Source organism: Haladaptatus sp. SPP-AMP-3, from assembly GCF_049568665.1.
Lineage (GTDB): Archaea > Halobacteriota > Halobacteria > Halobacteriales > Haladaptataceae > Haladaptatus > Haladaptatus paucihalophilus.
This window is the reverse complement of record NZ_CP145897.1, coordinates 2,258,425-2,283,437: the sequence shown is the minus strand read 5'-3', so window position 1 is coordinate 2,283,437 and position 25,013 is coordinate 2,258,425. Positions and strand designations below refer to the sequence as shown.

25 protein-coding genes are annotated in these 25,013 nt (G+C 65.1%); 9 read left to right on the top strand and 16 right to left on the bottom strand.

The window, feature by feature from the left end; genetic code table 11:
- Window positions 1-111: 111 nt before the first annotated feature.
- Window positions 112-1,089: a tyrosine--tRNA ligase gene (locus V5735_RS12625; RefSeq protein WP_423743844.1), complete on the bottom strand. Its 978-nt coding sequence runs from the start codon at window positions 1,087-1,089 to the stop codon at window positions 112-114.
- A 100-nt stretch (window positions 1,090-1,189) separates the two neighbouring features.
- Between V5735_RS12625 and V5735_RS12620 the strand changes: the two genes are divergently transcribed.
- Window positions 1,190-1,390 carry a hypothetical protein gene (locus V5735_RS12620; protein WP_423743843.1) on the top strand — a complete coding sequence of 67 codons (201 nt, stop codon included), beginning with the start codon at window positions 1,190-1,192 and terminating at the stop codon, window positions 1,388-1,390.
- 25 nt (window positions 1,391-1,415) lie between these two features.
- Here the strand turns inward: V5735_RS12620 and V5735_RS12615 are convergent, their stop codons facing one another.
- From V5735_RS12615 to V5735_RS12605, 3 genes are all read right to left on the bottom strand, one after another.
- A complete protein-coding gene (locus V5735_RS12615; protein ID WP_423743842.1) occupies window positions 1,416-3,419 on the bottom strand; it encodes a DUF460 domain-containing protein in 2,004 nt (667 codons plus the stop codon).
- A gap of 105 nt (window positions 3,420-3,524) precedes the next feature.
- The gene (locus V5735_RS12610) at window positions 3,525-3,734 is read right to left on the bottom strand and encodes a hypothetical protein (protein WP_423743841.1); all 210 of its coding nucleotides are present in this window, start codon (window positions 3,732-3,734) and stop codon (window positions 3,525-3,527) included.
- 13 nt (window positions 3,735-3,747) lie between these two features.
- On the bottom strand, window positions 3,748-4,338 hold the full coding sequence (locus V5735_RS12605) for a DUF3267 domain-containing protein (RefSeq protein WP_423743840.1): 591 nt from the start codon (window positions 4,336-4,338) through the stop codon (window positions 3,748-3,750).
- A 177-nt stretch (window positions 4,339-4,515) separates the two neighbouring features.
- Between V5735_RS12605 and V5735_RS12600 the strand changes: the two genes are divergently transcribed.
- From V5735_RS12600 to V5735_RS12590, 3 genes are all read left to right on the top strand, one after another.
- Complete coding sequence (locus V5735_RS12600; RefSeq protein ID WP_423743839.1) at window positions 4,516-5,847, top strand: O-acetylhomoserine aminocarboxypropyltransferase/cysteine synthase family protein; 1,332 nt, start codon at window positions 4,516-4,518, stop codon at window positions 5,845-5,847.
- The gene (gene metX, locus V5735_RS12595; RefSeq protein WP_423743838.1) at window positions 5,844-7,022 is read left to right on the top strand and encodes a homoserine O-acetyltransferase MetX; all 1,179 of its coding nucleotides are present in this window, start codon (window positions 5,844-5,846) and stop codon (window positions 7,020-7,022) included. Before V5735_RS12600 ends, metX begins: the two co-directional genes overlap by 4 nt.
- A gap of 71 nt (window positions 7,023-7,093) precedes the next feature.
- Entirely contained in the window at window positions 7,094-7,954 is an 861-nt protein-coding gene (locus V5735_RS12590) for a S1C family serine protease (RefSeq protein ID WP_423743837.1), read from the top strand.
- On the opposite strand, the gene V5735_RS12585 is transcribed toward V5735_RS12590, so the two are convergent.
- Window positions 7,870-8,280, bottom strand: coding sequence for an Hsp20/alpha crystallin family protein (locus V5735_RS12585; RefSeq protein ID WP_423743836.1), 411 nt, complete (start codon window positions 8,278-8,280; stop codon window positions 7,870-7,872). The two genes, V5735_RS12590 and V5735_RS12585, sit on opposite strands and share 85 nt — an antisense overlap.
- A 114-nt stretch (window positions 8,281-8,394) precedes the next feature.
- A complete protein-coding gene (gene serB / locus V5735_RS12580; RefSeq protein ID WP_423743835.1) occupies window positions 8,395-9,030 on the bottom strand; it encodes a phosphoserine phosphatase SerB in 636 nt (211 codons plus the stop codon).
- Between the two features lie 104 nt (window positions 9,031-9,134).
- On the opposite strand from serB, the gene V5735_RS12575 reads away from it, so the two are divergent.
- The 4 genes from V5735_RS12575 to V5735_RS12560 all read left to right on the top strand — a co-directional run bounded on the left by V5735_RS12575 (window position 9,135) and on the right by V5735_RS12560 (window position 13,708).
- Window positions 9,135-10,109, top strand: coding sequence for a prohibitin family protein (locus V5735_RS12575; protein ID WP_423743834.1), 975 nt, complete (start codon window positions 9,135-9,137; stop codon window positions 10,107-10,109).
- Window positions 10,109-10,609 carry a hypothetical protein gene (locus V5735_RS12570; RefSeq protein ID WP_423743833.1) on the top strand — a complete coding sequence of 167 codons (501 nt, stop codon included), beginning with the start codon at window positions 10,109-10,111 and terminating at the stop codon, window positions 10,607-10,609. The genes V5735_RS12575 and V5735_RS12570 overlap by 1 nt, the downstream gene beginning before the upstream one ends.
- 123 nt (window positions 10,610-10,732) lie before the next feature.
- Entirely contained in the window at window positions 10,733-12,316 is a 1,584-nt protein-coding gene (gene serA / locus V5735_RS12565) for a phosphoglycerate dehydrogenase (RefSeq protein ID WP_423743832.1), read from the top strand.
- Window positions 12,317-12,466: 150 nt separating this feature from the next.
- Complete coding sequence (locus V5735_RS12560) at window positions 12,467-13,708, top strand: MFS transporter (RefSeq protein WP_423743831.1); 1,242 nt, start codon at window positions 12,467-12,469, stop codon at window positions 13,706-13,708.
- Window positions 13,709-13,771: 63 nt separating this feature from the next.
- On the opposite strand, the gene V5735_RS12555 is transcribed toward V5735_RS12560, so the two are convergent.
- From V5735_RS12555 to V5735_RS12545, 3 genes are all read right to left on the bottom strand, one after another.
- Entirely contained in the window at window positions 13,772-15,463 is a 1,692-nt protein-coding gene (locus V5735_RS12555) for a histidine kinase N-terminal 7TM domain-containing protein (protein WP_423743830.1), read from the bottom strand.
- 215 nt (window positions 15,464-15,678) lie between these two features.
- A complete protein-coding gene (gene thrC / locus V5735_RS12550) occupies window positions 15,679-16,938 on the bottom strand; it encodes a threonine synthase (RefSeq protein ID WP_423743829.1) in 1,260 nt (419 codons plus the stop codon).
- A 109-nt stretch (window positions 16,939-17,047) separates the two neighbouring features.
- On the bottom strand, window positions 17,048-18,001 hold the full coding sequence (locus V5735_RS12545) for a CapA family protein (protein WP_423746026.1): 954 nt from the start codon (window positions 17,999-18,001) through the stop codon (window positions 17,048-17,050).
- Between the two features lie 167 nt (window positions 18,002-18,168).
- Here V5735_RS12545 and V5735_RS12540 point away from each other — a divergent pair, with 167 nt between their 5' ends.
- Window positions 18,169-18,642: a hypothetical protein gene (locus V5735_RS12540; RefSeq protein WP_423743828.1), complete on the top strand. Its 474-nt coding sequence runs from the start codon at window positions 18,169-18,171 to the stop codon at window positions 18,640-18,642.
- A 1-nt stretch (window position 18,643) separates the two neighbouring features.
- On the opposite strand, the gene argF is transcribed toward V5735_RS12540, so the two are convergent.
- The 7 genes from argF to lysW form a co-directional block, all read right to left on the bottom strand.
- On the bottom strand, window positions 18,644-19,537 hold the full coding sequence (gene argF, locus V5735_RS12535) for an ornithine carbamoyltransferase (protein WP_423743827.1): 894 nt from the start codon (window positions 19,535-19,537) through the stop codon (window positions 18,644-18,646).
- Window positions 19,534-20,601: a [LysW]-lysine hydrolase gene (locus V5735_RS12530; protein ID WP_423743826.1), complete on the bottom strand. Its 1,068-nt coding sequence runs from the start codon at window positions 20,599-20,601 to the stop codon at window positions 19,534-19,536. The genes argF and V5735_RS12530 overlap by 4 nt, the downstream gene beginning before the upstream one ends.
- Window positions 20,598-21,731, bottom strand: a complete 1,134-nt coding sequence (locus V5735_RS12525; RefSeq protein ID WP_423743825.1) for an aspartate aminotransferase family protein — start codon at window positions 21,729-21,731, stop codon at window positions 20,598-20,600. Before V5735_RS12525 ends, V5735_RS12530 begins: the two co-directional genes overlap by 4 nt.
- Complete coding sequence (locus tag V5735_RS12520) at window positions 21,728-22,669, bottom strand: acetylglutamate/acetylaminoadipate kinase (protein WP_423743824.1); 942 nt, start codon at window positions 22,667-22,669, stop codon at window positions 21,728-21,730. Before V5735_RS12520 ends, V5735_RS12525 begins: the two co-directional genes overlap by 4 nt.
- Window positions 22,666-23,793 carry an N-acetyl-gamma-glutamyl-phosphate reductase gene (gene argC / locus V5735_RS12515; protein WP_423743823.1) on the bottom strand — a complete coding sequence of 376 codons (1,128 nt, stop codon included), beginning with the start codon at window positions 23,791-23,793 and terminating at the stop codon, window positions 22,666-22,668. The genes V5735_RS12520 and argC overlap by 4 nt, the downstream gene beginning before the upstream one ends.
- The gene (lysX, locus tag V5735_RS12510; RefSeq protein ID WP_423743822.1) at window positions 23,793-24,653 is read right to left on the bottom strand and encodes a lysine biosynthesis protein LysX; all 861 of its coding nucleotides are present in this window, start codon (window positions 24,651-24,653) and stop codon (window positions 23,793-23,795) included. Before lysX ends, argC begins: the two co-directional genes overlap by 1 nt.
- Window positions 24,654-24,716: 63 nt before the next feature.
- Window positions 24,717-24,881, bottom strand: coding sequence for a lysine biosynthesis protein LysW (lysW, locus tag V5735_RS12505; protein ID WP_007976494.1), 165 nt, complete (start codon window positions 24,879-24,881; stop codon window positions 24,717-24,719).
- Between the last annotated feature and the right edge of the window lie 132 nt (window positions 24,882-25,013).

Below are 25,013 nucleotides of genomic sequence, written 5' to 3'. Positions count from 1 at the left end.
ATGTGACAAATCTACGAATCATAGTATAGTTTCTCGTCGAGAAATCCACGCGGTCTCGAACCGATTTCCGTTCGGCACGACACACGCAAAAGGATAGCAATCGAAACCGCGCTATTCGGCCTGTCGAAGCTTCTCGCGGCCGGGCGCGATGAGTTCGTCGAGGTACGTCGACAGCGCGCTCTTCGCGTCGGCGGGGTGGAGTTCGCCGCTCTCCAAGTCGTCTTCGAGCGACTCGTAGTCGCCGTATTCGAGGTTGCCGCCGTATTTGTCGGGACGCTCGACGACGACGTTCTCGAAGCGGGGGAAGACGTGGTACTCGAAAATCTGGAGAACCGGGTTTTCCAGGTCCCCATCGGGGTCGGGGGTCGGGGGACAGAACGCGCCGTTGACCTTCTCCTCGATGTCCTCGGTCGAATCCTCCATGGAGATGGTGACGCCCTTGCTGGAGGACATCTTGCCCTCGCCCGAGGAGAGTTCGGCGATGAGCGGCGTGTGCAGACAGGTCGGCGATTCGTAGCCGATGCTCGGGAGGGTGTCGCGGGCGAGCATGTGGACCTTGCGCTGTTCCATCCCGCCGATGGCGAGGTCCAAATCGAGGTACTCGATATCGAGCGACTGCATGAGGGGGTAGACCGCCTGCGAGACCTTCGTGGAGTCGCCGCTCTGAATCTCCGACATCGCCCTGCTCGCGCGGTTGAGCGTCGTCTCCAGTTCGAGCGCGTGGAGGTCGAGCACGTAGTCGTCGTCCATCTGGAACTCGGAGCCGAACCGGAACTCCGTGTTCTCCTCGTCCAGCCCGTAGGCGATGAACTGCTCTTTCATCCGTTCCGCCGTCTCCCGAATCTCCTCGAAGGTGCCCTTGTCGTTCAGGTAGGCGTGCACGTCGGCGAGCAGGATGACGACTTCGAAGCCCGCTTCCTGCAAGTCGATGAGTTTGTTCGCGGTGAGCATGTGCCCGATGTGGAGCACGCCGGAGGGTTCGTAGCCGACGTAGGCGCGCTTGCCCTCGGGGTCCTCCGCGAGTTCGCGCACTTCCGCTTCGGTTACCAACTCCTCGGCGTTCCGTGAGATTAGCTCGTAGGCGTCCATGCCCGGAAAAAGAGTGTTGACCGGCTTTAGGGTTGCGTCATCGCGTTACCGGGAATCGCACGTCCCAACAGCCAAGTCGTCCGGGTCGAAATGCGGGGATATGAACGGAACACGGATCGGCCTCTGGTTGGCCGTCGTCGGTGGACTCGCGCTGTATCCCGCCATTCGCCTGCAGGAGGGCGTCTCGACGACGCTTCCCGAATACGTCTTCCTCTACGCGGCCCTGCTAGCGGTCGGGTTCGGCATCGTTATCTGGGGATTGAGCGTCCTCCGAACGCTGACAGCGGAGTGGACGACGTAGGAAGGACGAGGGGGAACGAGAGCGGTTAGTTGCCGAACGAGGACGACGACCCGCGACCGTCCGCCCGTCGTTCCGCCCGGTGTTCGCTGATGAGTTGGTCGAGTTGTTCGACCTTCTCTTCCTTCTGGCGCTCCTCGGCGCGGTCGTGCCAGTCGTCGATGACGGCTTCGACTTCCGACTCGCGCGCCACGGCGAGTTCGTCTATCTCCTGAATCGTCACCTCGTCGGCGGGGCCGACGGGAATCTCGTGTTCGAACAGCACTTCGTCCGCAACGTCCGAAATCCCGCCCGCCTTGAGCACGACGCGCGGCCCGATGTCGGCCAGTCGCTCGGCGGTCGAGCGACCCGCGCCGCTCGCGTCGCGGAGGAAGATCACGTCGCCCTCGGCGAGTCCGTAGCTCTCGTGGGCGGCGTCGATGGCGTCGTTGGTGAACTTCTCGACCGGTTTGACGGCGACGAGTCCGGCCTTCTTCTCGGACACGTCGCTGAAGTTCGAGTGGTCGAGTTTCCACAGTTTCTTCAGACGGGCGAGTTTGCCCTCCACCTCTTCGATTCTGTCGTCGCGGTCGTCGAGTTCGTCCTCCAGTCGATTGTTCTCGCGTCGAAGCCGGGAGATTTCCCGGCGCTCGCGGGCGTTCTGTCGCTCCTTTCGCCGCGTGTCCGAGAGTTCGGTTTCCAACTCCTCGATTCGCTCGTCCTTCTTCTCGACGATTTCGTTCAACTCCGCCGTGTGCGACTGCAACCGCTCGACCTGCGATTCGAGTTGCTTGATGCGCTTCTCCTCGGCCGAGAGTTCGCGGACCGTGTGTTCGGATTCCTCCGGTTCCGGTTCCGGGTCGTCCGAGAGGTCACGGAGGACGCTCTCGACGCTCTCGTCGTTCGCCACGACGCGGGCGGTGACTTCCCCTCGACTGATTCCCGGCGGCACCTTGCGGGCGATTCGCCGGAACTGGTCCTCGTGGCTGTCGAAGGCGAAGAACGCGGCGGCCATCGCGTCGCGCTGATGGTCGTTGTCGTAGCCGTCCTCCCGCGTCCGGTGTTGCTTTTCGTCCACCGGCAGGTCGCGTTCGGGCGTCCACCCTGCGGCGTCGAAGCTCCGGCGGAACTTCTCCACGGTTTCCGGCATCGGCGTCACGTCGGCCGCGACGATGACCGGTCGGCCCCGCTCGATTATCCACTCGATGACGTCGGCGGTGTCGGCGGTCCGCGTGCTCAACACGTCGAGGAGGGTCCCGTCCAAGTCGGTCATCGCCACCGCCGTCGTGGTACCGGGGTCGATACCGACGATTACGTGGTCGCGGCGCTTTGCGAGGGGTTCGAACTCGATGCCGTCGCGGCGGAGTCGCTCGATTTCGACCCGGATGTCGCCGGAGCGCCGGGACGAGACGGGGATGTCGCCCGGCCGGGCGTCCACGTCGAACGTCGCGTTGGAGTAGCCGCCGTACTTCTCCGTCACCTCGCGCTCGTAGTCGAGTCCGGCGCTCTCGAGTTTGGATTCGACCGTTCGGGAGTGTTCTTTCACCGACCCGTGAATCCGGCGGGTGTAGCGGTCCTCGCTCCAGCCGCCTTTTCCGGTCGAGCGCCCGCGGGAGACCCTGACGCGCGTCGTGTCCGTGAATGCCGACACGACCTGCCCGACGTTCATCGCGGCGAGGCGGGCCGCGGCCTCCGCTTCGCGCATCGGTTTCTTTCCGTAGGGAACGCCGTGGCGCGACGCGACACGGGAGAGGGGTTCGGGTCGTTCAGCGCCCGTCACCTGCACGAGGCGGGTTTCGTTCGGCAGGCTACCGAGGAAGTGGACGAGGGCGTTCTTGTCGGCCGCGAGTTCGTACATGTTGTCCGTCGCCACGAACGTCGGTTCGTCGCGGTCGATGAGCCGACGGAGTTTGCGGTAGGAGACGACGTCGCGGTCCAACTCCTCGCCATCATAGACGACCAGTGCGTAAGAGGGAGAATCACCCCGAACGTCCCCGCTTTGGATATCGACACCGAAAACGAGGGTGTCAAGGGCACTCGTGCGCTCGCTCACGGTCCGTGGTAGGGACCGTCGAAATATAAATCCGGCGCGGGTGGTAGCGTGCCGCGTGGGGGAAAACCGGCGACGCAAGATAGACGGTCCCCACTCCGTCCCCCCTCACTCCAGTTCCGCGACGCCGACGTAGACGAGCACGGAGTAGACGAACAGACTGACGAGGAGCGCGAAGGAGAGGAACATCGTCGGGGCGGAGAGATAGCGCGCCGTCCGGTAGGAGAGAACGAGGCGGCCGAACCCGAGGAGGACGAAACTGACGACGGTGAGGCCGAACGCACCGAGTCCGAGGAGCGTGAACGTGCGCCTTTGCATCGGTTGTGGCGAGTTACTCGGCACCTATAGCGGTGTCGTTCGCGGGTTCGAAGGCGTAGCTGTGCTCGATATCCGCGTCGTAACACAGCGTCTCGGGGGGCAGTCGCCACAGTCGCCACGAGATGTAGACGTCCCCCACCGCACCAGAGGTGTTGACGAGGAGGACGAGATACGCCACGGACGCGACGGGGAGCGGCGCCGCCAACAGCGGGACCGCGACGGCGGTGACGACGACGAGCGGTGCGACTCCGGTGAGGAGGTTGTCCCGGCGAGTGACGAACTGCCCGAACGCGGCGGTGTAGAGGGCGGGAACGTGCGGTGCGAAGCCGAACGAGACGCGATATCCCAGCCACCGAAAGACGAGGCCGTGTATCGCCTCGTGAACGACCAGCGTGGCGAGACAGACGAGGAAGACGGCGACGACTCCCGCGAAGCCGAACGAGACGGACCCGCCCTCGGGGGTCCCCTGCAGGAACCAGAGGAGGGCACCGAAGCCGACGACGGAGACGACGAACGCGACGAGCGACGCGAGGGCGAGAAAGGGAGAGGAGTAGCGGAACCGTTCGGGAGGGCGGTATCCGGTGGGAGGGGACGGAGCGGCCATTGGGATGAAAACGCGTCCGGCGGTCTTGGCTGTTTCGCGCCGAGTGTCCGGGAACGAAACTCCGACTCACGTCCCATCATCAAGTCAACAGCACGACCAGTGTCACTGACACTCACGGTTAGCAAACGTTGCCGTAACTGCTGGTTATAAAATTCTTGGAGAATATGCGTATTACACATGAGCAACGACGGGTCCCGATTCGATACTCGAAGCGTTCACGCGGGACAGGAGCCGGACCCCGCGACGGGGGCGGTCGCCCCGCCACTCTACCAAACCACGTCCTACGCGTTCGATGACGCCGACCACGCGGCCGACCTGTACGCGCTGGAGGCCGACGGTCACATCTACTCGCGCCTGAGCAACCCGACCGTCGAGATGCTGGAAGACCGCATCGCCTCGCTCGAAGGCGGGGCGGATGCGGTCGCCACCGCCAGCGGCATGGCCGCGTTGGACGCCCTCACGCTCGTCCTCGCCGAATCGGGCGATAACGTCGTCCTCTCGACCGACACCTACGGCGGCACGACGGCCTACTTCGCCCACACCGCGACCCGCCGGGGAATCGACGCCCGTCTCGTAGAAACGCTCGACTACGACGCCTACGAGGAGGAGATCGACGACGACACGGCCTTCGTTCACGTCGAAACCGTCGGCAACCCGTCGCTCGTCACGCCCGACTTCGAGCGCGTGGCGGCCATCGCCCACGACCACGGCGTTCCGCTCGTCGTGGACAACACGTTCGCCACGCCCGCGCTCTGTCGCCCGCTCGAACACGGCGCGGATGCCGTCTGGGAGTCCACGACGAAGTGGCTCCACGGGAGCGGCACCACGGTCGGCGGCGTCCTCGTGGACGGCGGCGATTTCGACTGGAGCGACTACCCCGAAATCGGCGGCGAGAACCCGGCGTACCACGGCGTAAATTTCTCGCGCGACTTCGCTGACGCGCCGCTCGCCGCCGCCGCGAGGCTCCGGTCAGTTCGAAGCCTCGGCAACCAGCAATCGCCGTTCGACGCGTGGCAGACCCTCCAAGGAATCGAGACGCTGCCGCTTCGGATGGACCGGCACTGCGAGAACGCCGCCATCGTCGCGGAGTACCTCGCGGACCACGAGGAGGTGGCGTGGGTCGCCTACCCCGGCCTCGACGACCACCGGACGCACGACAACGCGAGTCGGTACCTGTCGGGGGGCTACGGAGGCATGATTGCCTTCGGCCTCGGGGAGTTCGAGGCGAGCAAGGCGTTCTGCGAGGACGTGGACCTCGCGTCCTTCCTCGCCAACATCGGCGACGCGAAGACGCTCGTCATCCACCCCGCGAGCACGACGCACGCACAACTCTCGCCCGACGAACAGCGGTCGGCGGGCGTCACGCGCGACCTGATTCGCCTATCGGTGGGCATCGAGGACCCCGCGGACATCCTCGCCGACATCGAGAACGCCATCGAATCGGCGACGGACAGGGCGGACGCCACGACGAAAAACGAGGTGACACGAACAGAGGACTCGACACGATGACCGAACCGACCGACGCCACCGTGGACTCCACGCTCTCGCTCGGCCCGTTCGAGTTCGAGTGCGGCGAGGAGATTCCCGAACTGGAAGCCGCCTACGAGACCTACGGCGAGTTCACCGGCGACAACGCGATCCTCGTCTGTCACGCGCTGACCGGAAGCCACCACGTGACGGGGGCCGCCGACGGGCAGGGCGAAGGCTGGTGGGACCAAATCGTCGGCCCCGGCAAAGCCATCGACACCCACGAGCAGTTCGTCGTCGCCGCGAACGTGCCGGGGTCGTGCTACGGGACCACCGGCCCGGCCAGCACGAACCCCGAGACGGGCGACCCGTACGGTTCCGACTTCCCAGCCGTGACCGTCGGCGACTGGGTTCGCGTCCAGAGACGACTGCTCGACGACCTCGGAATCGACCGATTGCGGGCCGTCGTCGGCGGCAGCGTCGGCGGGATGAACGCGCTCGAATGGGCGAAGCGATACCCGGAGATGGTCGAACGCGTGATTCCCGTCGCCACCGGTTCCCGACTCGACCCGCAACTGCTCGCCCTGTCGGCGGTCGCGCGGCGGGCGATTACCTCCGACCCGGCGTGGCAGGGCGGCGATTACTACCCCGACCACCCGGACAGCGGACTGGCGCTCGCCCGCCAACTCGGCCACATCACGTACCTCTCGAAGGATTCGATGGGCGAGAAGTTCGGCCGGGACTTCGCCGACGCCGCGCCGGGGTCGTTTCCGTCGAACGGCCGAGGAGCGGACGACCGAATCGCCGGATTCGGCCCCGATTCCTACCGCGACGTGGAGAGCTACCTCGATTACCAGGCCGAGAAGTTCGTCCGGCGGTTCGACGCGAACAGCTACCTCCACCTCACGCATGCCATGGAGAACTACGACCTCGCGGCGGACTGTGACTCGGACGCCGAGGCGCTCGCCGACTTCGACGGCGAGGCGCTCCTCATCTCGATTTCGGGCGACTGGCATTTCACCGTCGAGCAGTCGAATCACCTCATGGAGTCGTTCGAACGGGCGGGCGTCGAAGCGACGCACCGCTCCCTCCACAGCGACCACGGGCACGACGCGTTTCTCACCGAACCCGAACTGGTCGGTCCGCCGATTCGCCGATTCCTCTCGTCCGATTCGAGCGACTTCGCGCCCGTTCACGCCAGCCTGTTCGCGCAGTAGTTCCCGTCGCGCCGCCGTCCCCGTCGTTCGGCCGTGGCACTGATTAGCGCGCGTGTCGTCCAGAGTGCGAGATGGGAACTCGACCGCTTCCGCCGTCTCGCACGCTCACCGTCGCTATCGTCACCGTGGTCGCCGTCCTTCTCGTCACCGCGAGTTGGGGGGTCGTCCCGTCGTGGGGGACCGTCGCGTCGAACGGAACCGTCCGAGCACAGGGCACGCAAGGAGCGGAGCAATCGACGTGCGACTTTTCGAGCCTCTACGACCGGAGCATCGATTCCGTCGTCTCGGTCGGCGTCGAAACGCCCCGGAGCGAAGGCGAAGGGTCGGGATTCGTCTACGAACTGTCCGAGGGGGGCGGCTACGTCGTCACGAACCAGCACGTCGTCGCGCGGGCGACCCGACTCCGCGTCCAGTTCGACCGCGGTCAGTGGCGACGTGCGACGGTCGTCGGGGCCGCGCCGAAACGCGACCTCGCGGTCCTCCGCGTGCAAAACGTCCCGTCGTACGTCGAGTCGCTCCCGCTCGCGGAGCGTCGGGCGGAACCGGGACAGTCAGTCGCCGCCCTCGGCAGTCCGCTCGGCCTGCAGGGAACCATCACGCAGGGCGTCGTCAGCGGGGTCAACCGGACGCTGCCGTCCCAACACGGGGCGACGATTTCCGGCGTCGTGCAGACCGACGCGGCCATCAATCCGGGCAACAGCGGCGGACCGCTCGTGAACTGTAACGGACGCGTCGTCGGCGTCAACACGGCGGGAATCGTCGGCGGAGAGAACCTCGGCTTTGCGATTCCAGCGAGCGCGCTCCGCGAGACGGTGCCGCCGCTGGTCGACGGGTCGCGCCAAAAAAATCAGTCCGAAATTTCGATACGGTCGCCGTCGTCGATCTCCACCTCGCTGATGGGAAGCCGAACTTCGAGGACACCGTTGCGGTAGGTCGCCTCGATTCCGTCCTTCTCGACCGGTTTCGGCATCGTCGCGCGCTCCGAGAGTTCGCGGGCGCGGCTGAAGTCGTCGCCGGACACCTCGTGTTTCGCGGCGACGGTCATCGTATCATCCGCGAACGAGAGTTCTATCTCCTCCTTCTCGAATCCGGGGAGGTCGGCGACGAGGACGAACTCGCCGTCGCGTTCTTTCAGGTCCACGTGCGTCCCGTGGGATGTTCCTCGGAGTTCGCTCCGCGGGGCACTCGTCCCCCACATGCGAGAACGCATCTGTTCGAACATTCGGTCCATGTCCTCGAAGGGAGTGTATCGTTCCATGATAATCACCAACTGTATTAGACGCTCGCTGAGATATTAAAGATAGCGAGACCCGGAATATCACGCGTCTCAGCGCCGCTATCCTCATTCACGATATGAGATGGTGACGAACGCTCAAATCGCGTTCTTTCGACCCAGCACGTCGTGGAGTTCGTTCATGTGCGTGACGATGGTGTCACAGGCGGGCGCGACGGCGGGTTTCGGGTCGAATCCGACGGCCAACCCCGCGACCTCGAGCATCGGGAGGTCGTTCGCGCCGTCGCCGATTGCGACGGTGTTCACCATGTCGATGTCCTGTTCTTCCGCGAGCGCTTCGAGCGCGTCGTCCTTCGTCCCCTCGATGAGCGGCCCCTCGACCTCGCCCGTCAGTTTCGTACCGTCGTCCAGCAGTCGGTTGGCGACGATGGTGTCCACCGAGACGCCCTCGCGTTCGAGCGCGTCTCGGACGCCCCACTCGAACCCGCCGGTGAGGATGGCGACGTGGGTTCCCTTTTCCTCCAGTTCGCCGAGGATTTCGGCCGCACCGGGGCGGAGGGTCACCTCCGAGAACGCGTCGGCGGCCTTTTTGACCGACAGCCCTTCGAGGAGAGACGCCCGTTCGCGGAGGCTCTCCGCGTAGCTGAGTTCGTCGTTCATCGCTCGGGCGGTGATGTCCGCCATCTCGTCGGCCGCACCGACCTGTTTCCCGAGGAGGACGGTCATTTCCGAATCCGAAAGCGTTCCGTCGAAATCGAACGCGACTAGCGTCATTCGAGTCGTGATTCGCAACCCAACGGTATAAAGTTCGATGCACGCCGCTGGCGACAAACGCCAAGAGATATAACATGTCTCCCAAGACATGTGGTCGTACCTGAATGAGTTCCGATAGTGACATTCCGATAGACCCCGACGGTTCCTCGGGACCGAATATTCCCGATATCGACCTCCGAAGCATCTTCGGCAACACCCTCCTCATCGTCCTCGTCATCGTCCTCATCGCCGCCCCGGTGATCGGGTTCCTCTCGTGGACGCCCGTCGACGAGGGGAACGTCCAGGTGGTCAAAAAGTGGGGTGCCGCGACGGGAACGGTGTTCGAACCGGGTGCCCACTTCATCAACCCGGTTTCCCAGGACACCGTGTCGCTCTCCACGCGCCCCCAGTCCTACACCATGTCCAGCCAACAGGGCGAAGGGAGTAAGGCCGATACAGACGACTCCATCACCGTCCTGACGGAGGACGGACTCCGGGTGGACATCGACATCACCGTGCGGTATCGCGTGGATGCAGGACAGGCCGTGAAATTCTACAAGAACTACCGGACGCTCGGGTCCGCGGAGCAGCGCCTCATCCGCCCGAGCATTCGCTCCGTGCTCCGCACCGAGGCGGGTGCCCTCCCCGTGACCGAAATCTACACCGGAAAGGGCCAGACGGAACTGAAACAGGCCGCACAGAGCGCCCTGAAGAAGGACTTCGGCCGCGACGGCCTCATCCTCGAAGCGGTCCAGATTCGAAAGGTCAACCTGCCGAAACAGTACGAGCAGGCGGTCGAACAGAAGGAGATCACGAAACAGCGCCGACAGCAGAAGGAGAACGAACTCGAAGTCGAGAAACTCGAAGCCGACCGGAAGAAAATCGAGGCGAACGGGGAGGCAGAAGCGAACCGCATCCTGAGCGAATCGCTCGACCAGAAGGTCCTCACGCAGCAGTACATCGACAAACTCGACGACACGGATACGGTTTACATCCCGGTCGGCGACGGCGGCTACCCGCAGTTCGTGCGGAACGTCGGCGGGTCGAACGGCGATTCGCCGCCCGGGACGTCCGCCAACTCGACGAACGCGTCGGCCTGATGACGGACGACGCCACGACCCGATTGGCGAAGTGGGTCCTCGTCGCGGTCGGATTCGCCTCGCTCGCGGTGCTCCTCGGCGTCGTCGTCCGGTCGTTGGTGAGTTGGAAGGCCCTCCTCCTGTTGCTCGTCGTTCTCGTCCCGGCGACGTTCCTCTCCTATCGGCTTAGTCGTGCGGAGCGTGCCTACGACCGCGGGCGGTACGGCGTCGGCCGTCGCGTCGTCACCGAGCGAATTGCGCTCGGTGACGGGGAATGTAGCGTCTGTGGCACGCACGGCGGGAACGGCGTTCGACGGCGGTTCGTGAGGGAACTCGTCGTCGATGGCGTCCCGATTGCGCTGGTCGAAAGCGGGAGCAACGACTACTGTCGTGAGTGTTTCGCGTCCGAGTCGGATGGGGACGAAAACGACGGAAGCGATGCGAGCGACGAAGCGGTCGAAGCCCACGAAAAAGACGAGACCGAACGGCCGTCCTCCGACCGCCGCGAACGGAATCGGTAGCCACCGGCCGTAGCAGTTCCCACCCATGACAACATATTTTTAGAAAATAGAATAAGAAAATATATTGGCAATCTTCGCTGTGAGAGAAAGGGTTAACGGGTGGGGGGTGCATTCTCTCCAGCAATGAAGGTTCTCGTCACGGACCCCATCGCGGACGCGGGTCTCGAGCGACTTCGTGAAAGCGGATACGAGGTAGAAACGGCATACGACGTAGAGGGCGACGCACTTTTGAACGCGGTTTCCGATGCGAACGGACTCATCGTTCGCTCGGGGACGGACGTCAACCGAGACGTGTTCGAAGCGGCGTCCGACCTCGTTATCGTCGGACGTGCGGGTATCGGCGTGGACAACATCGACATCGAGGCCGCGACCGAAAACGGCGTCATCGTGGCGAACGCGCCGGAGGGCAACGTTCGAGCCGCCGCGGAGCACACGGTCGCGATGGCGTTCGCCGCCGCGCGCTCCATCCCGCAGGCACACGCCCGACTCAAGGGCGGCGAGTGGGCCAAGGGCGACTACCTCGGAACGGAACTGAACGGCAAGACGCTCGGCATCGTCGGCCTCGGCCGCGTCGGGCAGGAGGTCGCAAAGAAGCTCGACAGCCTCGGCATGAACCTCGTCGCGTACGACCCGTACATCAGCGAGGACCTCGCCAGGCAACTCGGCGCGGAACTGGTCGAACTGGACGACTGTCTCGAACAAGCCGACTTCCTGACGGTTCACACCCCGCTCACGCCCGAAACGGAGGGCCTCATCAGCACCGAGGAACTCGCGCAGGTCGAAGGCGGGTACATCGTCAACTGCGCCCGCGGCGGCGTCATCGACGAGGACGCGCTCGCCGAAGCGGTCGCCGACGGCGTGCTGGCGGGGGCGGCGGTGGACGTGTTCGCGGAGGAACCGCTCCCCAAGGACAACCCGCTGCTCGACGTGGACGACGTCATCCTCACGCCTCACCTCGGCGCGAGCACGGAGGCCGCACAGGAGAACGTCGCCACTAGCACCGCGGATCAAGTGGTCGCCGCGCTCCGCGAGGAACCCGTCATCAACGCGCTCAACGCGCCGTCCGTCGAGGAGAGCGCGTTCCCCCGCGTTCGACCCTACATCGAACTCGCCGAAACCGCGGGCAAAATCGCCACGCAACTGCTGGACGAGCGCATCGAGCGCATCGAGGTGAACTACGAGGGGGACATCGCCGAGGAGGAAGTCGACCTCGTGACCGCCAGCGCCCAGAAGGGTGTCTTCCAGCCGCTCGAATGGCAGGTCAACGCCGTCAACGCCCCCCAAATCGCGGAGGAGCGCGGCGTCGAAGTGACCGAGAGCAAGACCCGGCAGGCCGCCGACTTCCAGAGCCTCATCACGGTCACGGTCGAGAGCGACGACGAAGAGATAACGGTCGAAGGAACCCTCTTCGCGGACAACGACCCGCGCATCGTCCGCATCGACGGCTACCGCGTGGACGCCATCCCCCACGGTCACATGCTCGTGGCTCGCAATCAGGACAAGCCCGGCGTCATCGGATTCATCGGAACCGTCCTCGGCGAACACGACACCAACATCGCGGGCATGTTCAACGCCCGCGAAACCGACGGCGGCGAGGCGCTGTCGGTCTACAACCTGGACAGCGAAGTCAGTACGGCCGCGAAGGAAGCGCTCGAAGCGGACGAGCGCATCATCGAAGTGCGGAACATCGCGCTAAACGGGAACTGAAAACCGACCACGAGCGGCGAACCTTTTTATGCGGAGACGAGGCCAGCAGTCGGTGTGATACGACACGATAGAGGAGGCGCACAAACGGTACGATTGAGCTACCCTGCCGCGAAAGCGGGACTCAAGTAGCCGCCACGCCACCGTCGAGTCGTGACGTCGGTCGAATCCAACCGCGGCGACGAACGAGCCGGACGCGAGGAGCGGCTCGTGACGGGGTATTCCGGGCGACTGCTCCTCGTCGTCTCGCTCGGGTGGATGATGATTCAGGCCGGACGGCTCGTCCTCTCGCCAATGCTCCCGGCCGTGATGGAGGATCTCCACATCACGGAGCTTCAGGCGGGCGTCGCGTTCACCCTCCTCTGGGGTCTGTACGCGCTCGGTCAGTATCCGAGCGGCAGGCTGTCCGACCGCTTCTCGCGCAAAACCCTGCTCGTGTCCGGGCTTTCGCTCCTCGCGGTCGGATTCACGGTTCTCGCGGGCGCGCCGACCTACGCCGTCTTTCTGCTCGGCGCGGCCGTCGTCGGGTGCGGTGCCGGACTGTATCCGACACCGGCGCGGGCGCTCGTCTCCGACCTGTTCGTCTCCCGTCGAGGGCAAGCGTTCGGCCTTCACGGCGCGTCGGGGGACACGGGTGGAGTGATAGCGGCGGGGCTGGCGGTCGCCGTCCTCGCCGTCGCCGTCTGGCGGGCCGCGTTCGTCCCCGTCGTGCTGGTGACCGTGTTGGTACTCGTTTTGCTCCACCGCTGGAGTCGGGAGGGCTACACCCGACCGACCATCGACGCGGACGCGGGACGGGCGGTCGTCGCGGACGTCGAGGCGACGGCGCGGCGCTTCGGCAACCGCCGAACCGTGGCGCTCCTCGTGGCCTATTCGCTCTACGCGTTCGTCTGGCAGTCCGTCGCCGGGTTCCTCCCGTCGTTCCTCCAGGAGTCGAAGGATTTTTCGCCCGAACTCGCGGGAAGCGCGTTCGCGGCGCTGTTCATCGTCGGAACGCTGGTGAAACCGGTTTCGGGAGCGCTCGGCGACCGGATATCGCGCCCGGTCGTCGCCGCCGGGTCGCTCGTGCTGGCGACGGTCGCCCTCGCCGCGCTCGTACTGGCGAGCGGGACGCTGGCCGTCGCCGGAAGCGTCGCCCTGTTCGCGGCGGGGTTGATGGCCTATCCGCCAGCCATGCAGGCGCACCTGATGGACGTGTTCCCCGACGGGAGCATGGGCGGCGACCTCGGCGCGACGCGAACGGTCTACATCGGTTTCGGCAGCCTCGGGACGACGTACGTCGGGTACGTCGCGGGGCAGTCGGGATACGAGACGGCGTTCACCGGACTGCTCGCCTGTCTCATCGTCAGCGCGAGCATCGTGTTCGCGCTGGCGCGGTGGTCGCGGTCGGACTGACACCGCGAAACGGGGGGCTCGCCGTGACTCACCAGAAGTCGGAACCGCGACGGTGAGCGACCGTCAATCGAGTTCTCGCCCCGGCGATGAAGTTTGTACGCCGCTGATGTCGAAGCGCGCTCCGCGACGAGTGTTGTCCGTCGCGTTCACCTCCCACCCGTGTCGTTCGGCGATGTCGGCGACGATGGAGAGTCCCGCGCCCGTCCCGTCGGTTCGGGTCGAATAGCCGTGGTCGAAGACGCGACCCTGTTCGGTCGGCGGGATTCCCGGCCCGTCGTCACCGACGTATATCGTTCCTCCCCGCTGTTCGTCCTCGTCCTCTTTCCATCCGACTTCGACGGCCACGGTCGGTCCAGCGTGTTCGACCGCGTTTCGAAACAGGTTCTCGAACACGCTCGACAACTGCCCCTCGTTCGCTCGAACGACGACGGGGCCGGTTTCGATGGAGACCGTGGCGGCGTCCGTCTCGACGTTCTCCCACGCCCGCTCGGCGAGTCGTTCGAGGTCGAGGTTTTCGAACCGTTCCGAGCGCTCGTGGCGCGCCATCGAAAGGACGTCATCGATTATCTCCTCCATGCGGTCGTGGGCGCGTTCGACGTTATCGAAGTACTCGCCGTCGGAGCGCTCGCGTTCGAGTCCGAGATACCCTTCGGCGACGTTGAGGGGATTGCGAAGGTCGTGGGCGATGGTGTGTCCGACCCGCTCCAGCCGCTCGTTGTGCCGCTCTACGGCCCGTTTTTTCCGCTCGAACTCGGTCACGTCTCGAACGATGAGTATCGTCCCCGAAAGCTTCGTCCCCGAGTCGGATACCTTCGAACAGTGGACGTCGAGGTACCGACGTTCGCCACCGACGTCGCTGACGATGGGGGTTTCGGGAACCCGCCGTGCGCGGAAACACTCCACGAGTTCCGGGAACGCTGCACAGACGTCATCGAACCGTCGGCCGATGTCGTCGGTCGAAACGCTGAGCAGTCGGTTTGCCGCGGGATTCGTATCCACCAAGCGGCCGCCGTCATCGGTGACGATGACGGCATCGGTCATCTCGTCCACGACCGCGGAGCGACCGACCGGAACCAGATCGAACAGTCGGTGGTACCAGATAGCGTAGGCGAACGCGATGGCCGTGGCGGCGAAAAACACCTCCGGGTCGATTCCCAGCAGTCCGTTGTAGAACAGCGCGGAAGCCGTCCACGGAATCATCGTCCCGACTATCAGCGCGGTCGCCTGTCCCCGGAAGAACCGGCGGGCTCGTATCAACCCTCGAAGGAGCAACAGCGTCCCGAGACCGTCCACGAGATTCGAATAGACGACGCTCGTCCAGAACCACGGGCCGAACGTTCGGTCCAACCGGACCACGCCGTCGGTGACGACGAGTTCGCTCGACGTTCGAACGAGGTGGTGGACGGGATTGGTCCAGACGAGCACCAGCGTACCGCCAGCATACAAGAAAAGTATCGAGAACGTTCGCCGCGTCAGCCACTCATCGTGGCCCGTGTATTCACACGCGAAGGCGAACCACGTTATCGGAATGGCGACGATGCCGAAGTACTGGACGTTGACCCAGAACAGTTTCCCAGCGAGCGACGTGCTCGCTATCTGCAGCGCGTTTCCGGCCGTCCAAACGGCCGCGGCTGTCGTAAATCCGACTAACGGCGTCGCGCCCGGACGAGCGCGATAGCGCCATATGAACGCGGTAACGCCGAGGATGACGAGAGTCGAAACGACCGAGAGGGTCGCGGACGGTGTGACTTGCATTTCGGTATCGCTTTGCGTTTCAGGTTTCGTAGTGGGGCTGATAAATCATCCCACTGCAATATCTGGTTCTGAATCATCATATCCACAATATTTTCGAGAGATTCAGGATATCGTTGCGATTGTTATAATGAAAATTTCGAGCGTTCGAACGGATTCTATCGACTCGTCGTCAGTCGGGGGGCTACCGTGCGGCGTTTCGACGCGATACGGCTCGGCTACCGACCGAGCAGGTCGAGCACGTCGTCCGTGTCCGCCGGAACCGGTTCCGGTTCGACGCCCGCCGCGGCCGCCGCATCGGGGTCTTTCAGGAGGTGACCCGTCGTCAGGCAGACGACGTTCTCGTCCGTCGAGATTTCTCCCGACTCGCAGAGTTTTCGCAATCCGGCGATGCTCGCCGCGCTCGCGGGTTCGACGCCGACGCCATCCCGCGCCAACGCGCGCTGGGCGTCGGTGATTTCCTCGTCGGTGACGGCGATGGCAGTGCCGCCCGTCTCCCGAATCGCGGGGAGCGCCTTCGGGGCGTTGACGGGATTACCGATTCTGATGGCGGTTGCGATGGTCTCCACTTCGTCCCAGCGACGGACTTCCCCGGCGTCGTTCTCGACGGCTTCGACCATCGGGGCCGCGCCTTCGGCCTGCACGCCGGTCAGGACGGGCACCTCCTCGGGCGTGAGTTCCCCGGCGGCGACGAGTTCGCGGAACGCCTTGAACAGCGCGCTGGTGTTTCCGGCGTTGCCGACCGGGAGGACGATTCTGTCGGGCAGTTCGCCCGTCTGATCGCGGAACTGCTCTATCATTTCGAGGCCGATGGTCTTCTGCCCCTCCAGTCGGAAGGGGTTGAGCGAGTTGAGCAGATAGGCTTCGCCCCGATTTGCGAGGTCGGAAACGACGTCGAGGCAGTCGTCGAAGTTGCCGTCGACTTCGAGGATTCGCGCGCCGTGGAGGCTGGCCTGTGCGACCTTTCCGGCGGCGACTTTCCCGGCGGGGAGGAGCACGAGTACTTCGGTTCCGGCCCGTGCGCCGTAGCAGGCGAGCGCCGCGCTGGTGTTGCCGGTGCTCGCACAGGCGAGACGGGAGACGCCCAATTCTTCGGCGACCCTGACGCCCAGCGTCATACCGCGGTCCTTGAAACTCCCGGTCGGGTTCATCCCCTCGTGTTTGACGCGGAGCGCGTCGACGCCGACGTCCTCCTCGATGGTCGGCACCTCGTAGAGCGGGGTGTTCCCCTCCTCGATGCTCACGCCGGACTCGACGGGCAGGGCGTCGGCGTAGCGCCAGACGCCGCTTCCCTCGAAGTCGTCGAACGTCGGGTGGTCGGCGTAGCGGACTTCGAGCAGTCCGTCACAGTCGGGACAGCGGTAGCGAATCTCGTCGAAGGGTGCGCCGGTCCACTCGCAGTCGATGCAGGCGAGCCATACGCCGTCGTCCGCACCGTCGGGTTCGGGTGCGGTCGGATTCGAGAGCGTCAGGTTCATTGAGCGGGTGGATGGGTTCCGAGGTGAAAAAGGCGCGGACGGTGGCAACGCTGGCAGCGGCCGTCGGAAGCACCGCGCCGACCCGTGAAAACGCCGCGACCGCGGCACGCTACAACGAAAGCACGAGGTCGTCGTTATCGCGCCGAAACTCGGTACCGAACGCCGACGAAAGCGCGTCCATCCGCTGGACGCTCCACGTTCCCGCGTAGTGTTCCGCCTCGTGAACGGCGAGGTCGTAAATTTCCGTCGGTCGGAGTCGAAGCTCCGAGGGTTCGCCGTCCGAGACGGTCACTTCGAAGAGAAAACCCCGGTCGTTGTGGCGTTCCGAATCGGTCGCGTAATCGTCCACGAAATCCCCTGTGTCGTAGAGCACGAGCGTATCGTCGATGACTTCGACGCCCTGAAAGACGTGCGCGCTGTGACCGTGCACGATGTCCACGCCCTCCTCCGCCAACCAGCGGGCGAACTCCCGAAACTCGACGGTGGGTTCGGTTCGCATGTTCGGCCCCCAGTGGAGCGACGCCACGAGTAAGTCCGGGTCCTCCGTTCGAGCGCGGGCGAGGGACCGACCGACGCGTCGCACCGCCTGCGGGTGGGTGACGTCGAAGTTCACGTACGCCGTCCCGGCTTTGTCAGACTTCGCCGCGAACTCCGGCGTGTTGTCGGTGAACGAGACGAGCGCGACCTCCAATCCGTCCACGGTGACGAACGCGGGGGAACAGGCCGCTTCCAAATCGGCCCCCGCACCCGAGTGACGGATTCCGGCGTCGTCGAGGTGACCCACCGTGTCCGCGAGCGCGTCCGGGCCGTAATCCAGCACGTGATTGTTCGCCAGATTCGTCCACTCGACGCCAACCGATTCGAGCGCCGGAATCGCCCAGTCCGGGTCGGCCCGGAAGTGAAACGGCCGATACGTGTCCGTCCACAGCGTTCCACCCGCGGAGAGACAGCATTCGAGATTGATGAACAGACCGTCGAGCGCGCGGAGGGTCCCTTCAACGTTGCCCCAAACCCCCGAGACGCTCCGCTGTCGCTGTCGTTCGTTTATCAACCGCCCGAGCATCACGTCCCCCGTGAATCCGAGTCGAGTCATCCCCCGTTCTCACCCCCACTAGGGTTGGCGTGACACCGGCAAAAGGCTACTCGCTCGTGGGACGGCTACCGGACAAGAAACCGTCCTGTTCGGTTCCTGCGGAAACCCACATCTACTACCGTGGTCTATGGTCACGTATGACACAAGAACGGAGCGAAACCATCGGCGAGCGAATCAGGGAGCGCGGGGTTATCAACAGAACGTGGTCGAGTTCGATACTCGGGGGACTGGTCGGCGGCATCGTGTTCGGCCTGCTGCTGCAGTCGATGGGGGCGCTGCCGACCGTCGCGGCGCTGTACGGACTCGACGGGACGACGATGGGCTGGGTCGCCCACCTGTTCAACAGCGTCGTGTTCGGTCTCGTCTTCGGGGCCGTGATGACGATGACGCGACTTCGAGCGTACGCCGACCGCCCCGGCCCGACGGCCGGAATCGGCGTGGCGTACGGTATCGTGTTGTGGGTCGTCGCCGCGAGTTTCGTCATGCCGTTCTGGCTCGGCGCGGTCGGCATGACGCTCGCCGTCCCGACGTTCGACGTCGTGAGCCTCGTCGGCCACGTCGTCTACGGCGTCCTGTTGGGTGCGGTGTTCGCCATCGCCTACCGGCGCTGACTCACCGTTTTCCCGCGAGGAACGCGAGGAGCGCTTTCTGTGCGTGAAGCCTGTTCTCCGCTTGGTCCCACGACAGCGAGCGGTCGCTTTCGAGGACGTTACCGGTAATCTCCTCGCCGCGGTGGGCGGGCAGACAGTGCATGACCGGCATCGAATCGGGGAGCAACTCCTCGTTCAGTTGGAAGCCGTCGAACGCGGCCAGTTTCGACTCGCGTTCGTCCTCCTCGCCCATGCTGACCCAGACGTCGGTGTAAACGACGTCCGCGTCCGCGACCGCCGCGTCCGGGTCGTTCGTCACCGTCGGCTTCGGTCCGCGGGCGGCCGCCGTCGAGATGGCGTCGGTCGAGGGTTCGTACCCCTCGGGAGTTGCGATGGCCAGGTCGATACCGACCGTCGAGGCCGCGATGGCGAAGGAGTTGACGACGTTGTTGCCGTCGCCGACCCACGCGACCGTGAGGTCCTCGAACCCGCCGAAGTGCTCCCGAATCGTCTGGAGGTCGGCGAGCGCCTGACACGGATGGGCCACGTCGGAAAGCCCGTTGATTATCGGAATCGTGGCGTGTTCGGCCATCTCGACCAGACTGTCGTGTTCGAACACGCGGGCCATCACGGCGTCCACGTAGCCCGAGAGCACCCGCCCCGTGTCAGAGAGTGGTTCGCCCCTGTTGAGTTGCGTGTCGTTCGGACCGAGGAAGATGGCGTGCCCGCCGAGGTCCGTCATCCCTGTCTCGAACGAGATGCGGGTGCGCGTGCTCGGCTTCTCGAACAGCATGGCGAGCGTCTGGCCGGAAAGCGCGTGCGGCGACCCGCTCTCCTTGTATTCGGACGCGAGCGCCAGCACCTCCGCCACCTCCTCCGGCGACAGGTCGTCCACGTCGAGGAAGTGGCGCGTCATGCATCCACCTCCAAGCTCTCACAAACGTCAGTCAACACCGAAATCGACCTGTCGAACTCGACCAGTTCGATGTGCTCTTCGGGCGTGTGGTCGAGCGAGGAGTCGCCCGGTCCGTACGTGACGACCGGACAGTCCCACGCCTCGGCGTAGAGGTTCGCGTCGCTCGTTCCCGTCTTCCGGAGCAGGGAAGGGTCGCCGCCCTCCTCGCGGATGGCGACGCGGAACGCACGACCCAATTCCGTCCGCGGGCTGGAGAGCGTCGGCGGAATCGGGGTGTTCCACGACAGCGCTCCGACATCGAGTTCGGCTTCGGCGGCCGACCGAATCTCTTCGGCCGTCGTGCCCGACGGAATGCGGAACTGGATTTCGACCGTCGTCTCCGTGGCGAAGCCGTCCGAGGTCAGACCGCCGTCGAACTCGACGGGTTTCACCGTCACCGAGGTCGCCGTCGAGGATTCGTCGGCGTCCGACGCCGCCGTGTCGAACGCCGATTCGACGCGCGTCAGCCACTCCGTCGCGTACTGAATCGCGTTCGATTCCGGGCGGGAGGTGTGCACGGAATCGACCGTGACCGAGTAGGTACCAGTCAGGTAGCCGCGGTAGCCGAGCGTCAGGGCGTCCCAGCCGCTGGGTTCCCCGTTGACGACGAATTCGGGTTCGTTCACGTCGGAAACGAGGTGGCGCGCGCCGCGCGAGTTCGTCTCCTCGCCGACGACGCCGACGAAGCTCGCGCCGGTTTCGACCGCCGCGACCGCCATCGCGGCGAGCGGCCCCTTCGCGTCCACGCTTCCGCGACCGTGGAGGATTCCGTCGTCCAGTTCGACCGGGACGTCGCCGGGCACGGTATCGATGTGCGAAGTGAGAAGCACCCCGTTTCCGGGGGCGCGGACGTTGCCAACGTCGTCCATCCAGACGTCGCGCCCGTTCGCTTCGAGGAAGGCGGCGAGTCGTTCGGCACAGTCCGCTTCCTCGCCCGAAACCGAGGGCGTTTCGACCAGTTCGACCAGCAAATCGTGCGCGTCGGCTTGTGATACAGAAATGGAGTCCATCATCGTTCCCATCATTCGTTCCCTCCCAGCACGTCGGCCAGCGCGGAGACGACGGTATCGACGTGTTCCGTGTCCACCGTCAGCGGCGGGAGGAGGCGGACGACGCTCCGTCCCGCCGGAAGCGCGAGAACGCCGTGTGACAGCGCCAGCTCCTTCAACACGCGGTTCGCTCCGCGTTTGACCTCGATTCCCACGAGCAGTCCGTGGCCGCGAACCTCGCGGACGGGCAGGTCGGCGGCTTCGAGTTCGGACCGGAGGTACTCGCCCATCTCGGCGGCGTGCTCCGGCAAGTTCTCCTCCACGAGCACCGAGAGCGTCGCCTCCGCCGCCGCGCTGACGACCGGACTGCCGCTGAAGGTCGAACCGTGCGACCCCGCGGACTCGGCTATCCAGTCGGCACAGAGCGTCGCGCCGATGGGCAGGCCGCTCGCCAACCCCTTCGCCGTCGTGAGAACGTCGGGGGTGACGCCGGCGTGTTCGCACGCCCAGAAGGCACCCGTCCGGCCGAGGCCTGTCTGCACCTCGTCGAATATCAGGGCCGTTCCGGCGTCCGCGGTCAACTCACGGGCGTCCTGAAGGAACGTCTTCGTAGCGGGATTGACGCCGCCCTCGCCCTGTACGGGTTCGAGGATGACGGCCGCCGTGTCGTCGTCGATGGCGTCGGCCAGTTCCTCCTCGTCGCCGTAGGTGACGAACTCCACGTCGTCCACGAGAGGTTCGAACGGCGCGCGGAACTTCTTCTTCCACGTCACCGACAGCGAACCCATGGTTCGACCGTGGAAGCCGCGCTTCGCGGCGACGAGTTTCGACTTCCCGGTCGCGCTCCGGGCGAACTTCAGCGCCGCCTCGTTCGCCTCCGTCCCCGAGTTGTTGAGCCAGACGTTTTCGAGGCCTTCGGGTGCGACGGCGGCCAGTTTCGCGTAGAGGTCGTCGCGGGCGTCGGTGGGATACGACGCGTGGACGAACAGCAGTTCCGCGGCCTGTTCTTGGACGGCGGAAACCACGTCCGGGTGGCAGTGGCCGACCGGTGTGACCGCGTAACTCGCGCCGAAGTCGAGGTATTCGGTTCCGTCCTCCGCGTAGAGGTACGGTCCCTCGCCGCTCGCGATGCGGATGGGCTTCTCGTTGTAGACGAAGCCGCTCATGACGACACCTCCAGCGAGGCGGGCGTAAAGCGCGTTCCGTGCCCCTTCCGGGCCGCCGTGATCGGGTCGTGGTTGTTCGCGTCCGCGACGACGACCGATTCCGCACCGCCTTCGAGCGCCTCCGTCGCGGCCATGACTTTCTTCGTCATGAACCCCTCGGCGGCCGATTTCGCGGTTTCCATCTCCTCGGGAGTGCCCACTTGTTCGATGAGCGTCGTCTCGTCGTCCGGGTCTTCGAGGAGGCCGGGAACGTCCGTCAGTACGACGAGTTCCCCGCCGAGCGCGGCGGCGATGGCCGCCGCCGCGCGATCCGCGTCCGCGTTGACGGGCGTTCCGTCGTCGGCCAGCATGGGAACCGTCACGACCGGCGTGTATCCGCCGTCGAGGAGCGTTTCGAGGAGGTCGGCGTTCACGTCCTCGATTTTTCCGGAGTGGTCGCCGCGGCGTATCTTCTTCTTGCCGTTCTCGACCACCCTAACGGCCGACTTGCGCGGCCCGGTCAGAAGCGCGCCGTCCACGCCGGACAGTCCGATGGCGCGGACGCCTTCGTTCTGCAGGTTCGCCGTCAACTCGGTGTTGAGTTTGCCCGGCATCACCATCTCGAAGACCTCCATCGCCTTCTCGTCGGTGAACCGTCCCACGACGCCGCTGGGGGACTCGACGTACTCGGGTTCCTCGCCGAGTTCGTGGAGCGTGTCGTCCACCGCCGTCGAACCGCCGTGGACGACCACGACGTCCTGTCCGTTTGCGGTGAGATGCGCCACGTCCGAGAGCGCGCCGTCGGGATTCACCGCCCGCGCGCCGCCGATTTTGACGACCACGGGGGAGGTGTCGTCCTCGACGACCCCGCCGTCCGCTCGAAGCCCGTCGTCGTTGTCGTTGTCTATCAGTTGGTCGTGTGCTGCAAGCAACTCGTCACGTGTGTGGTGGTGATTCATGGGCTTCCAACGGGATGCAGTCCGCCGAACTCCAGTCCGGCCGTCTCCTCCAGTCCCAGCGCGAGGTTGGCGGCGTGGACTGCCTGCCCCGCCGACCCTTTCATCAGGTTGTCGATGGCGCTGAAGACGACGATGCGTTCGTTGCTCGGGTCGAGTTCGAACCCGACCTCGGCGTGGTTCGTTCCGGCGACCGTCTTGGGTTCGGGGTAGCGATAGACGCCACCGCCGCCCGCGACGAGGCGGACGAAGGGTTCGTCCTCGTAGGCACCCCGGTAGGCCTGCCAGAGGTCTCCCTTCGAGACGGGCGAGTCCGGAACACCGGAAGACGAGCCTTCCGAGTCCCCACTCGCGCCGCTCGTGGGGAACACGTGGCACGTCGCGGCCGCTCCGCGAACCATGTCCACGGCGTGAGCCGTGAACGAGACGCTCGTCCCCAGGATACCCTCGATTTCGGCCTCGTGGCGGTGGCCCGTCGGCGCATAGGGACGAACGATGCCCGAGCGCTCGACGTGGCTGCTCGCCTTGCTCGGCGAGGCACCACCCTCGGAGGACCCAACCTTCACGTCCACGACGACCTGCTCGCCGCCGGAAAGGATTCCGGCGTCGAACAGCGGCGAGAGACCGAGAAGCGTCGCGGTGGCGTTACAGCCGCCCGCAGCGATGAGGTCCGCGCCGGGCAACTCCTCCCGCGTGAGTTCCGGCAGGGCGTAGACGGCCTCGTCCAGATACTCCGGACAGCTGTGGCCGTCGTACCACTCGTCGTACTCGGCTTCCGTGTCGAGGCGGAAGTCCGCGCTCAAATCGACCACGGTGTCGGCGGCCTCGCGGAACGAGTCGATGTGCTCCATCGAGACGCCGTGTGGCGTCGCGGCGAACAGCACGTCAACCGATTCGAGGTCCGAAGGCTCCGAGAAGCGGAGGTCGAGTTCGCGCAGGTTCGGATGGACGGAGCCGAGAGTGCGGTTCGCGTACTCCCTGCTCGTCGCTTGGGCCACCTCGAAGTTCGGGTGGCCCACGAGCAGGCGGAGCAGTTCCCCGCCGGTGAAGCCGCTGGCCCCGATGACGGTGGCCGAGAGGGTCTTCCCGCTCGCGTCCGCTTGCTCCGCGTCGGTCGCGGCGGCCATCAGGCGACCACCTCCGCGGGGACCTTGGTTTCAAGCCAGTCCACGACGGCGGCGGGAACGTCCGCGCCGACCGCCTCGTTCAGCGCCTTGAACTCGACTGTGTGGTTCACTTCGTGGACCGTGTAACCCGATTCGGTCTCCATCAAGTCGACGCCGAGGAGACCGCCGCCGACCGCATCGCTGGCTTTCTTCACGAGCGATTTCGCGTCGTCGTCGAGTTTGAACTCGTCCGTCTCCGCGCCTTTCGCGGCGTTCGTTAGCCAGTGGTCGGAGTGACGAACCATCGCGGCGACCGGGTTCCCGTCCAGCGCGACGACGCGGATGTCGCGCTCCGGTTTGTCCACGAACTCCTGGACGTAGAACACCTTGTGCTCGTAGTGTCCCAACGTCGCCTTGTGTTCGAGGATGGCTTCCGCCGCGGTGCGCGAGTCGATTTTCGCCATGAGGCGGCCCCACGACCCGACGACGGGTTTGAGGACGCACGGGTAGCCGAACTTCTCGATTGCTTCCAGCGCGCTCTCGGTCGTGAAGGCGACCTTTGTCTCGGGCGTGGGGACGCCAGCGCCAGCGAGCGCGAGGCTGTTTTTCGCCTTGTCCGAACACACCTCCGCGGTTTCGTGGCTGTTGACGACGGGAATTCCGTACGCCTCGCAGAACTTCGTGGCGTAGAGACTCCGGCTGGTCGCCAGACAGCGGTCCACGACGAGATCGAGCCCCTCGAATGCCTCAGGTGGCTCGGTCAGATCGAACGTCTGCTTGCGCACGTCGATCTTCGTTACCTCGTGTCCGCGCTCGCGGAGCTCCGCGAGGAGGAGCTTTTCGTCGCGGCGAATCCTGGAGTAGAGGATGCCGATATTCATGCGAGCACCCCCTTGTGGGTGCGAGCGTGAGCCAACAAGCTCTGAACGTCTGTGCTGTGCAATTTACTCCCCCCAGTCCTCTTCGAGCTCCGGCGCTCGGTCGAGGACTGGCGGGTTCACGTCGATGACTTCCAGTTCGACACCGCAGGTTCCACAGTCGATGATTTCGCCCGCTTCCAAATCGTCGTGCAAAGCCACGTCGGCTCCGCACTCAACGCATTCTGCCATTGTACTCTCCCGTATCGCCCTATCGGACTTAAATCCATCGTTATTAATTATGGAGAAAAGGGCCAGACCGTCGTCTAACGGCGTGAGAAGGCGAACACCGCGGTTTCGATGTTAGTAATCAAGTAGTGCCCC